The organism is candidate division TA06 bacterium B3_TA06, from assembly GCA_005223075.1.
Taxonomy (GTDB): domain Bacteria; phylum Hydrothermota; class Tepidihabitantia; order B3-TA06; family B3-TA06; genus B3-TA06.
The window spans coordinates 1-10,436 of record NJBO01000034.1; the positions used below are offsets into that span (position 1 = coordinate 1).

Genomic DNA, 10,436 nt, shown 5'->3' on the forward strand with positions numbered 1-10,436 from the left:
GGGCTCCGTGGTCTTCAGCGTAAGCGCACCTGGCACTCATGCCTCACTAAAGATCTACGATGTTGCCGGCAAACTGGTTGAGACGGTCTTTGAAGGCACGCTCGATGGCACTCGCATGCTTACCTGGGACGCGTCAGCGGTGGCTGCCGGTGTCTACTTCTATTACTTCGTCACGCCTGCACATACCGCGAGCGGTCGAGTGGTGATTATAAGGTAGGTGAAACGGGGTCGGATGGCGGGAAGTCCCGGGTCTCCCAGGCTCCTCCTTCTCGGGACTCCCGCCCCCCGTAACACCGTAACACACCCACCCCTTGACAAGGTTCCAAAAAAGCCTACACTCTTTTAGGAGGTTGTGTATGAAGAAACAATGGAAGATGCTCCTTATTCTTGGGGTGATGCTTATAGCCTTATGGGGATGCCAGAGGGAACTCCCCCAGGCGCCAACCTTGATCTCTCCCGAAGACGGAGCATTTTTTACCGATGAACCGCCCACCTTCATCTGGGGTTCGGAAGATGCGGCAGATAGCTATGTTCTCCGTATCTGCAAGGGATATTTCCCTGACGACATATTTCTGGAGGAAGCGGTTGAAGATACCATTTACGTGATGCCCAAGGCTGTCTTTGCCATTGCGGATACCGGAACCTACATCTGGGCTGTGGCGTCATTGCCCGACGATGGCGATTTCTACTGGAGCGAAATCCGCTACCGATTCTTGGTGGGAGCCCCTGGTGAAGAACCGGTGTGGTATCTCGATACCACCTACTTCCCGCTGGGTGAAGGGTACGAATGGATATACCAGAGACATACCTACATTCGAAGCCATTACGGTGACGAAGACGATTACGATATCATAACCATTAGAGTCACAGAATCCTCAAGCGAAGGGAATCACCTTTACTTCAAACTGGAAGGCGGCAGCTTCGCAGACGTGGGTTCTCAGATTAGTATCGTAAACGACAGCATCTCACCATACTGGGGATACGAATCGGTGAGAATTCATGTTATTCCGCAACCTGCACATTACCGTCAAGAAGGTAATTACTACTATATAGATCTGGAAATAAGTTATCAGGGCGATACCTTGTGGATTGTTAATGAAGAATTCTATGACATGGATGGCTACTACGGCTATTCCACCCAAAGGCTGAAGGGGATCGGGGTGATACACCAACATAAGTGGTACTGGACCGGCGGGAGTTATGAGGATGGTCATCACCTCCAACTGCTTTACTTCATCAAGGGCGACACCGTATGGAGGTTCGAATGATTAAGAATGTGAAAAGGGTTGTTCTTCTAGCAACTGCTCTCCTGGTAATCACTGCCTTCATATCCTGCCAGGAAGAGATAGTGGAGCTACCTGAACCACCAATCTTGGTCTCCCCTACAGATGGAGCGGAGTTTTCTAACCAGGCTCCTACCTTCGTATGGAATCTGGAACCACTCGCAGAGCACTACCTCATCCGAATCACTCAAAACTCCTCCCACCAGGCCATCGTGAACGACACCACCCAAGACACAACCTACACGCTTTCTGAGCTCCTTTTCGCCCAGCTATGGGGTGGCACCTACACCTGGGCGGTGGCTTCGCTCTGTGAAAGAGAAGGGCCTCAATGGAGTGACTCGCGCAGTTTCGAAATCGACAGACCCGAGCCGCCTGACTCTGTCCTTATCTCCCCTCAAGATGGATCAGTGTTCGACAATCAACCACCTGTCTTCTTATGGCATAGTTTTGAAGGGGCGAATGGATATGTCCTGAGAGTTGTCAGGGATAGCTTCATGCTGGGGGAACTCTTGGTGGAGGATACCCTGAATGATACCACGTATACCATGACCAAGAACATGTTTGAAGGCGCGGTAAACGGCAACTACGTGTGGGCGGTGGCACCTATAATACATGACGACAAAATTGGCTGGTGGGAGTTCCGTACATTTTCAATCGAAAAACCTTTACCCGAGGGTCCTCAACTGATACAGCCTCTGGACGGTGAGGGTTTTGAATCAGAACCACCTACTTTCATTTGGCTTGCAGAACCACTTGCAACCTCATACTGGTTAGTGCTTTACGGAACCACCACTCCTTTCCCAGATACCCTTGTTTCTGACACTGTCGCCGACACAAACTACACCCTCAACCAAAAGCTGTTTGCCGAATCCTTCAACGGGGATTACACATGGAAAGTCGCATCTATATCCACAGCCGGTGAGCTTGTATGGAGCGAGAGTCGGAACTTAGCCTTCCACAAGCCCTTGCCTGAGCTTGATCTTGACACAACCTACTTCCCATTCGGACTGAATTACGAATGGACGTATGAAAGGTATAACGTATATTATGAATATTACGATAGTTACGAGTGGTATGAAACCATCACTGTACGGGTAGTGGACTCTGTATTTACTACAACCGGGTGGAGTTTTGATCTTGAAGGGTTTAACCAGGAGGGGTATGAATCCGAAACCTTCTGGGATGTGGGGAAGCACGTATACATCCACGGTGAAGTAATCGCTGTGTTTAACAAAGAGAAAATTAACCTTAATCCTGAACCTAGGGGCTCCTACGAGGAAGGATTTGAGGTTTCCTATAAGAACGACACCTTATATCTAGCCTCGTATAATCCAGGCAACTATTCATCTTCTAGGTCCTCAACCTATCGGTTAAAAGGAATCGGAGTGGTTAAACAATCCCACTACGAATCAAGAGATTACGGCTGGGTGGGTTGGAGCGCAGATGACCGCCTCCTCTACTTCATCAAGGACGGGGATACGGTGTGGAGGGCTGAGGAGTAAATCTCAGATCAGATGTTGCCTTACTAATTCTTCTATTCTTTCCAGCGCGGCGGAAACCTCAGGGCTAAGCGGCTGATTGAGGGTTAAATCACCCGCCTGGATACCTAACATCTCAATCTTGAGGTCAGGGTGATCAATAAACGCCATCTTCACCCAGAAGGAAAGCGGCACCCCGTGTGTGGAAAGTATCCGAATAGGAAGTTTGAGGAGTTCGTCTGCAGAAAAGAATCGGACCTCGCCCGGCTGGCCGCCCCAGTCACACGCGTCTATGAGTAAGACCCTATCGGGTTTCTCTTTATCCACCAGACCCAGCGCGTTCTCAGGAACCTCGCCCGCATCCAAAAGCAGCCAGTCTTGGGGTAAGTCCATGGATTCTTTTAACTTATCAATGGCCAGCGGCCCGAAGGCGTCATCGGCACGCATCCGGTTACCTACACCAACTATCAGCACCTTAGCCATCCACCAACCTATCTATGATCCTGGCAAGCTGACCGGTCTCGTGACATCGCCCGAACCGGGCTATGACCCTAGGTTTGGGTTTGTAAGGAAAACGTCCCTCAAGAAGCATACGCAGGGCGTCTATAACCCCATCAATATCTCCCTCGGGCACTACAACGCCGGTGCCGGTCTCCCGAATAAGCTCCGCGGTCTCGTGAGAAGGATTGACCACGGCCAGCACAGGCGTGCCCGAACCGATATACTCATAGATCTTTGCAGGGACAATGAGGTGCGAATACTCCGCATGATAGGGAAGCCAGGCGAGATCGGCACGTTCTAACCGCCGCATCACCTTGCGGTGGGACAGATGCCCCAGTCTTTCAATGAAGGTAGAGACCCCGCTACGACGGATTCGCTCCTCTTCAACCGCGCTTAGCTCCCCCATTATCTCAACACGCAACCGAGCAGGTGTAACCCCATCCTCATCCCTAAGCCTGCGTATAGCCGCATACAGCGTCGTTCCGCGATTGATATGATCCAGTCCGAGTATACCGGTATAGCAAACAGTTAAGGGCCTTCGTTCACGGGTGCTAGGAGTCTTACGGGTAGGTGTGTTACGGGTGTTACGGGTGAAGTCCGCGGCGTCGAACCCGTTGGGGATGTAGTGGATACGTGGGGCAAGGTGTTGGTAGCGCTTACGCAAATCGTCGGTATGCGAGCGTGTAACCGCGATGATGGCATCGGCGTATTCCAGAACGTCGCGCTCAACCCGCTTGTTTAAGGCACGCTTCCAGCCCGGCTTGTCGTGTTCCGGATGCCCAACCCAGGGATCGCGCATGTCTACAATGAGTGGAAGATTGGCTACCCTTTTGAGAAGGCGCCCCAGAAGAAGATTACTGTACGGCGGAGCGGTAATGAAGACCGCGTGAGTTTTCTCACTCATCCTATAAGCGAGCCTGAATGCCGCAGGGATGTATGCGGTCTGGGTATCGGGCCATGAAAAGCGCCTGGCAATCCAGCGCAAGGGACTGTCAATTCGTGGCCGCAGCGGGCCGAGGAGCTTTTGACGCATCCTAAAGCTGTCAAGACCTGCAACGCGATAGAGTGAGACGTGGCGAACCTCAGCAAGCATCTCCTCGTCGGCAGCATAGAACGCCGAGGGCTGCGGAGCAACGACCACAGGGCGCCAGCCGAAGCGAGGCAGATACCTGCAAAACTTCGAAACCCTCTGCACCCCAACCCCACCCAACGGAGGAAAGTAGTAGGTTATGATAAGGAGATTCTTATCCATCAAGGTGACGCAGAAGTTTCTCGGCGTCTTTGACGATATCGGAGTAGCCAAGGTCACGCCTTATTCGATCCTTGTTGATGATAACCTCAAGGCAGCACCGGCGAGCGTTCTCATCATCACCCATACCCGCGTAAACCTGGGCCAATCGAAGCTTAATCTGGTATATATTCGTGTAGCATTTAGGCTGATCGCGTCGAACATCGGCAAGGAGCTCTTTATAGAGTTCCTTGGCCTCTTCCCACATCCATAGATCGAGATAAAGCTCACCCAGTTCCCACCGGAAGGTGCGTGCATCGGGGTAGCTATTGACAAGCTCACGGCTGACTTCAAGCGCTTCCTTTGTTCGGTCCTCCTCGGCGAGCATCCAGGAAAGCGCCTGACCGGCAGAGGCCTTGAAATAGGTGCCCTTCTCATAGACCATGCGGATCTCATCTATACCCGTCTCAACCGTGGCCTCGGCAGGCACGCCTGGGATATAGCGGTTAACGCGGCCGGAGAAGTAGTCAAAAGCACCCTTGGCAAGGTAGGCGTCGTAGAGATTTGGGTCAAGCTCCACCGCCTTAAGCAGGGGATCAAGTGCTGCGCTACCTGCAGAAAGTGCCCTAAGATACTGACGCCTCCACCCGTGCCGAACCATGCGGAAGATCTGCACCGAACCAATGAAGAAAAGGTCGCGGGCGTTCTCACCGTTTGTTTCAACTCCGGCCTTTGCAAGTTCCTCGGCCTTGTTCATGTCTTTATCGAACTGATCTTCAAGCGAGTCGGTAACGAAATCCACCATGTAGATAAAGGTTAAGGCGCCATCAAGGAAGTAGGGAGCAGGGTCTTTTGGGCAAAGCCTCTTGGCCTTTGCATAGGCTATGCGGGCCTTAACGTAATCCTCCACGTGGGAGGCCTCTATACCCCTCTCAAGCAGCTCCTCAGCCTGGGGGGTAAGCGCCGTGGTAAGGAAAAGGAGCAGGCTAAACATCACTTCAAAAGACGCACATTAACGTTAGATGGTTGCGATTGCCGCTATCTCGACCCTCGCACCCTTGGGAAGAGACGCAGATGCGACGGTTACGCGCGCCGGGTAGGGTGCAGAAAAATAGCCCGCGTAGATCTCGTTTACCAGCTTGAACTCGGAAAGGTCAACAAGATGGATGTCGCAGCGCACCACATCGTCCATGGTTGCTCCGGCTTGCCCAAGCACGGCTTTGATATTCTCCATTACCTGTCGGGTCTGAGCCTCGGTTCCCTCGACCAACCCGCCGGTTTCAGGGTTGATGCCAATCTGTCCTGCGAGAAATATGAAGTTCCCACACTTTACCGCCTGGCTGTACGGCCCGATCGGAAGCGGCGCCTTATCGGTGCGAATCTCCTTTTTCATTACGCTCCTCTCATTTTGAGAAGTTTATAGGTGAATTTGCACCTGTCAACATCCTTTTGTAGATTGTCCAGTACCTCGTTACCAGGGTTGGGTGCTATTGAAGGGTATATTGCAATGGGAGGGCAGCCGCCGTATTCATTCCAATTGTGATCTTTTTGTCTTCGGCAAAAAGGAGGATTATATAAACCGCTCGAAGCGGTCCTTCTTGGCCTTGCAGATCGGACAGACTTCGGGCGGTTCATCCCGCGCGCAGAGGTAGCCGCACACCCGGCAGCGCCACACAGGCTTGGAAGTGCCTGTGGGCACCTTTCCCTTCTGTTTTTCCTTAAACTGGTTCCTCTGCTCGCGTGTAGGTCTACGCTCGGGGATAGGCTTCGGTTCTTTCTCACCCTTTATCACCTTATCGGACACATAAAGAGCGCAGTAGCAGGCGTCGTACTCAAGCAAATCCGCGTCGCGGTAGTCGCATGGGCAGATGATATCAAGGTCTTCTTCCTTGACTCCGGTCGACAATCGGCACGGGCATGACCAGTAGCCGTAGCGCCGCTCGTTGATAAGAAGGCTGCGCACGAGTTCCTTTGTGAACTCTACATCCGGGTTCAGGTGATAGCCTGCGGCCTCGGCCTCTTTATTCAACCGCTCGTAGAGCTTATCTACCGCTTCCTGGGTTACCTCGATCTCCTGCGACATCAGCCCAGTGCCTCTTTGATCTCATCCTCTTTGAAGCTTTTAATGCAGCGCTCGCCGTCGTTGATCACTATGGTCGGGAAGGTGCAGGCCGGATTGTGCTTGCGGACCTCGTCAAGAACCTGCTCCTTATCCTCGCCGGAGAGGAGGTCAACGTCAATGTAGGAGTATTCAACGCCCAGGCTGTTAAGAAGCCGCTTGGTCTTCTTGCACCAAACGCAGGTGCTTAAAGCGTAAAGAATCACCTTACCCTTGTTTTTCCCCTCCACGTGCGTCATCTCCATGTATAGCTCCTGTTTTTACTGAACACTATAGGAAAAACCCTGCATGTGTCAACCACCCTCCCCCAACGCTTTTTTTACACGGGCAATGTTGTGGTCGGTCTTCTCCACAAGGTGCTTCGCTCCGATCTTTACAAATATCTCACGGGCACGTTGATAATATGAAAGGGCTTCCTTGAACTGTCCCAAGCCTAAATAGGTATTGCCGATGTTACCGAAGACAATAGCCTGAACCTCAAGGTTGCCGATCTTTTCCGCGATCTCTAGCGCCCGCTGGTAATACTCCAGCGCCTTTCGAGGTTCGCCCAAGGTTAAGTAGATATTGCCGATGTTGCCAAGTTGGTTGGCTTGAATTTCTGGATTCCCGATTTGTTCTGCGAGCTTCAAGGAACGCCCGAAGAACTCAAGCGCTTTCTGTGGGTTACCCAAAGCGCCATAGACAAGACCAATACCGCTTAGTTGGTTGGCTTGAACTTCAAGGCTTCCGATCTGTTCTGCTATTTTTGAGGAGCTTTCATAAAATTTAAGCGCCTTCTTTGGCTCTCCTTGATTTAGACAAACATTACCGATGTTACCGAGGATACTGGCCTGAATCTCAAGGTTGCCGGTCTTTTCTGCGATCTTCAGCGCCTTCTTATGGTACTCAAGCGCCTTCTGCGGCTCGCCCAAGGTGAAGTAGACATTCCCGATGCTGCCGAGGTCTTGGGCCTGGCCTTCTAGATTACCCATCTTTTCGTCTATCTTCAGCGCCTTCTGGTGATACTCAAGCGCCTTCTCTGGCTCACCCAGGGTGCGGTAGACAATGCCGATGTTGCCGAGTTGATTGGCCTGAATTTCAAGGCTACCGATCTTTTCTGCCAACTTCAACGACTTCTCGTAATACTCCAGCGCCTTGCCAGGCTCGTCCATGGTTTGGTAGACATTGCCGATGTCGCCGAGGTTGTTGGCCTGGATTTCAAGGTTGCCGATCTTTTCCGCCATCTTTAAGGAACGTTCGTGATACTCCAGCGCCTTACGAGGCTTGCCCAGGGTGTGATAGACAACGCCGATGTTGCCGTAGGCGTCGGCCAGCGCTTCTTCGATGCCAGCCTTCTCGGCGATGCGAATCATCTCAAGGAAGGTCTGTTTAGCCTCGCGGGTGGCCCCGCTCCTTCTCTGGCTCAAACCAATCAGGTTTAAGAGCGCGCAGCGCTCGCTGTCATTGGAGGCCTGGCTAAGAAGAATTTTGAAGTTGGTTATTGCCTCATCATGCTTGTATTTCTCCCTTGCTCGAAGGGCTTCGTTAAGGATAAGGGTCTTTTGTCTGGGAAGGAGTTTGATAAGTCCGTTGAGATAGACGGATTGCTCCTGCGTGTGCTTCTTCTTCCGCAACCGCCGCCGGTTCTCAAGCCATTTGGTAAAGGCAAGCTGTCTATTTGCAAGCCACACCAGGAATCCTATAATCCCACAGATAGAAGCAATGATAGAAACATTAGTCCAAAAGGGACTCATATCACAATCCTACCGTTGACGGTCGCTCTGTCAAGTTAATGCTCCCTTTGCCCTCCGGGCAAAGGATCGCAGGGAAAAATGAGAGTCAACCTATGCGGGCGAGCCAGTCGTCAAGCTCTTCAAGCTCCTTTGAAAGTCTTAACTTCTCGTAGCTGGGGCGAGCGCTCAAGAAGCCGATGAGCGTGACTATACCTCTGCGCTGCCTCTTCGCGGGCTCCATCTAATCCTCCCGTTAGAATCTTTCAAGTATCTCTTTCTTCTTCGCCTCGTACTCCTCGTTGGTGATCAAATCATCCTCAAGCATCTTCTTGAGCGTTTTGAGCCTGGCAACCAGGGCATCGGTTTCGTCTCCAGTCTCAGGCTTGGGTCGTTCCCCTGAAGGCCGCTGAGGAGAGATCTGAGGAGGGTTCTGCCCGACCTGATCGCTCTCCATGCGCTGGCCCAGGACTTCCTGGAACTTATCCATCTCCTCCTTGGGGATGGAGATGCGCTCGATGTTGAAGTTAACTATCTCGACCCCGTAGCGGCCAAACTCGCGGGATATAGCGCTGCCGGTAAAGGTAGAAAGCTCGTTCAGCTGGGCGTTGGCCTGGAAAACGGAAGTCTTCTGACTCTCAAAGAACTCAGCCATCGCATCGGAAAACTTCCGGTCTATCTCACTGATAAAATGTTCCTCTATCCGGTCTGTATCAGTCATCTTGAGTGTCCCGACTATCTGAGTAACGAAGCTGCGTGAATCGGTAATTCGCAGACCCCAACGTCCATAGGCCCTGACATTGACAGGGTAGTTGTAGACCGAATCAATGATGGGTATGGCGGCCTTGGTTCCCCATTTAAGGCCACGCTTTACCGTCTTGTTGACAAACCAGACCTCGGCTGTAAAAGGGGTATCGCCGCCGAAAGGCAGGTTAACCAGCCGGTGAAGCAGAGGCAGGTTGCCTGTGGAAAGGGTGTGGGTGCCCGGACCGAACACGTCAAGGGCCTCTCCCCTCTTGACAAACACCGCCTCCTGGCTCTGGTCTACAACAAGCTGGGAGCCCAGTCTGAGCTGTTCACCTGGATACCTCCATACGAGTATTTCCTCAGACGGGGCATCAAACTTTATTCTATCTACGACTGCCACTTCTTACCTCCTGGAACCAAAAGCTCACCCGTAACACCCCGTAACACCCCGTAACACCCCCGTAACACCCCCGTAACACCCCCAAAACACCTCCAAAAGACACCCCCAAAACATACCCAAAACACACCCAAAAGATACCCAAAAGATATCCAAAAGACACCCAAAAGAAGAGTTACCATCCCGGTTAATACCAGGGTTTGGGCGCTGCAATGATCTGGATCAGGGTGGTAATTGCCAGAACGACAACGATCAGCATTATCCCCCCGGAGATCCCAATCGCTATCCAGGCGAAAACCTTGCCCTTAGGCTCTTTCTTGAGCGCTATGATCCCAACGATAAGGGCAGGGATAAAGGTGATAATAACCGCGAGTCCGACGAGCGCCAGAACGAACGCTGTAATCGAAAGTGTTTGAGAGGTTAACCCTGCCCCGACTGCAGGTGCTGGTACTATCTCTTGCTGAGTTGCTTGAGGTAAAGTGGTGGGTGTTACGGGTGTGGGTGTTACGGGTACGGGTGGGGGTGTTACGGTCTCAGGCACCTCTGCACCACAGTAAGGACAGTAGGTTGCATCAGGGGGAAGCTCTGAACGGCAATACTCACAAATCATTCTAGCACTCATCTCTCCTCCATTGCAAACCCGAAAAGCTGGGATTTGTGCCTTCCTGCTCGAAATCCTGCTTCATAGTTAATCTCCATGAATTTGAAACTTACGAGGTTCCTATTAACAATACTCCTTGGCGATTAATTGTCAAGCCAGGCCGACTCTGAAACGGTTGCTAAGTAATTCGAAGGAAGCATTTAAAATCTGCAGATTGAACCTCGTTTCACTCGTTTCCCTTCGGTAGAACTCCTTGCAGTCGTTCTCCTTCGGAACGCAGATTTCGCGGATTAAGAAGGGGCGACAGCCCCTTCTTCCATTACTACCTCCCCCTTGACGGGGGAGGATAAAGGAGGGGGTAATTAAATCACCC

General features: G+C 51.9%; 12 protein-coding genes. 3 read left to right on the forward strand and 9 right to left on the reverse strand.

Going from position 1 to position 10,436, the window contains the following annotated elements:
• From CEE36_11120 to CEE36_11130, 3 genes are all read left to right on the forward strand, one after another.
• Positions 1-217, forward strand: a 217-nt coding sequence (locus tag CEE36_11120; protein ID TKJ37289.1) for a hypothetical protein, incomplete at its 5' end; no start/stop codon positions are given.
• Between the two features lie 139 nt (positions 218-356).
• Entirely contained in the window at positions 357-1,268 is a 912-nt protein-coding gene (locus tag CEE36_11125; GenBank protein TKJ37290.1) for a hypothetical protein, read from the forward strand.
• Positions 1,265-2,785: a hypothetical protein gene (locus CEE36_11130; GenBank protein ID TKJ37291.1), complete on the forward strand. Its 1,521-nt coding sequence runs from the start codon at positions 1,265-1,267 to the stop codon at positions 2,783-2,785. Before CEE36_11125 ends, CEE36_11130 begins: the two co-directional genes overlap by 4 nt.
• A 3-nt stretch (positions 2,786-2,788) precedes the next feature.
• On the opposite strand, the gene CEE36_11135 is transcribed toward CEE36_11130, so the two are convergent.
• The 9 genes from CEE36_11135 to CEE36_11175 form a co-directional block, all read right to left on the reverse strand.
• Complete coding sequence (locus CEE36_11135) at positions 2,789-3,244, reverse strand: hydrogenase 3 maturation endopeptidase HyCI (protein ID TKJ37292.1); 456 nt, start codon at positions 3,242-3,244, stop codon at positions 2,789-2,791.
• Positions 3,237-4,514, reverse strand: a complete 1,278-nt coding sequence (locus CEE36_11140) for a hypothetical protein (GenBank protein ID TKJ37293.1) — start codon at positions 4,512-4,514, stop codon at positions 3,237-3,239. Before CEE36_11140 ends, CEE36_11135 begins: the two co-directional genes overlap by 8 nt.
• On the reverse strand, positions 4,507-5,484 hold the full coding sequence (locus CEE36_11145; protein ID TKJ37294.1) for a hypothetical protein: 978 nt from the start codon (positions 5,482-5,484) through the stop codon (positions 4,507-4,509). Before CEE36_11145 ends, CEE36_11140 begins: the two co-directional genes overlap by 8 nt.
• Positions 5,485-5,508: 24 nt before the next feature.
• The gene (locus tag CEE36_11150; GenBank protein ID TKJ37295.1) at positions 5,509-5,883 is read right to left on the reverse strand and encodes a reactive intermediate/imine deaminase; all 375 of its coding nucleotides are present in this window, start codon (positions 5,881-5,883) and stop codon (positions 5,509-5,511) included.
• 177 nt (positions 5,884-6,060) lie between these two features.
• Positions 6,061-6,576: a ferredoxin:glutaredoxin reductase gene (locus tag CEE36_11155; GenBank protein ID TKJ37296.1), complete on the reverse strand. Its 516-nt coding sequence runs from the start codon at positions 6,574-6,576 to the stop codon at positions 6,061-6,063.
• Positions 6,573-6,854: an NrdH-redoxin gene (locus tag CEE36_11160; GenBank protein ID TKJ37297.1), complete on the reverse strand. Its 282-nt coding sequence runs from the start codon at positions 6,852-6,854 to the stop codon at positions 6,573-6,575. The genes CEE36_11155 and CEE36_11160 overlap by 4 nt, the downstream gene beginning before the upstream one ends.
• A gap of 48 nt (positions 6,855-6,902) precedes the next feature.
• Positions 6,903-8,342: a hypothetical protein gene (locus CEE36_11165; protein TKJ37298.1), complete on the reverse strand. Its 1,440-nt coding sequence runs from the start codon at positions 8,340-8,342 to the stop codon at positions 6,903-6,905.
• A 232-nt stretch (positions 8,343-8,574) separates the two neighbouring features.
• Positions 8,575-9,465, reverse strand: coding sequence for a hypothetical protein (locus CEE36_11170; protein TKJ37299.1), 891 nt, complete (start codon positions 9,463-9,465; stop codon positions 8,575-8,577).
• 184 nt (positions 9,466-9,649) lie between these two features.
• Entirely contained in the window at positions 9,650-10,084 is a 435-nt protein-coding gene (locus tag CEE36_11175) for a hypothetical protein (protein ID TKJ37300.1), read from the reverse strand.
• Positions 10,085-10,436 lie beyond the last annotated feature (352 nt).

What these genes read in the sequence shown, in the direction of transcription:
- CEE36_11145 (TKJ37294.1), bottom strand. Translation starts at nt 5,484, where the DNA reads ATGTTTAGCCTGCTCCTTTTCCTTACCACGGCGCTTACCCCCCAGGCT.
- CEE36_11165 (TKJ37298.1), bottom strand. Translation starts at nt 8,342, where the DNA reads ATGAGTCCCTTTTGGACTAATGTTTCTATCATTGCTTCTATCTGTGGG.
- CEE36_11150 (TKJ37295.1), bottom strand. Translation starts at nt 5,883, where the DNA reads ATGAAAAAGGAGATTCGCACCGATAAGGCGCCGCTTCCGATCGGGCCG.
- CEE36_11125 (TKJ37290.1), top strand. Translation starts at nt 357, where the DNA reads ATGAAGAAACAATGGAAGATGCTCCTTATTCTTGGGGTGATGCTTATA.
- CEE36_11135 (TKJ37292.1), bottom strand. Translation starts at nt 3,244, where the DNA reads ATGGCTAAGGTGCTGATAGTTGGTGTAGGTAACCGGATGCGTGCCGAT.
- CEE36_11140 (TKJ37293.1), bottom strand. Translation starts at nt 4,514, where the DNA reads ATGGATAAGAATCTCCTTATCATAACCTACTACTTTCCTCCGTTGGGT.
- CEE36_11160 (TKJ37297.1), bottom strand. Translation starts at nt 6,854, where the DNA reads ATGGAGATGACGCACGTGGAGGGGAAAAACAAGGGTAAGGTGATTCTT.
- CEE36_11175 (TKJ37300.1), bottom strand. Translation starts at nt 10,084, where the DNA reads ATGAGTGCTAGAATGATTTGTGAGTATTGCCGTTCAGAGCTTCCCCCT.
- CEE36_11130 (TKJ37291.1), top strand. Translation starts at nt 1,265, where the DNA reads ATGATTAAGAATGTGAAAAGGGTTGTTCTTCTAGCAACTGCTCTCCTG.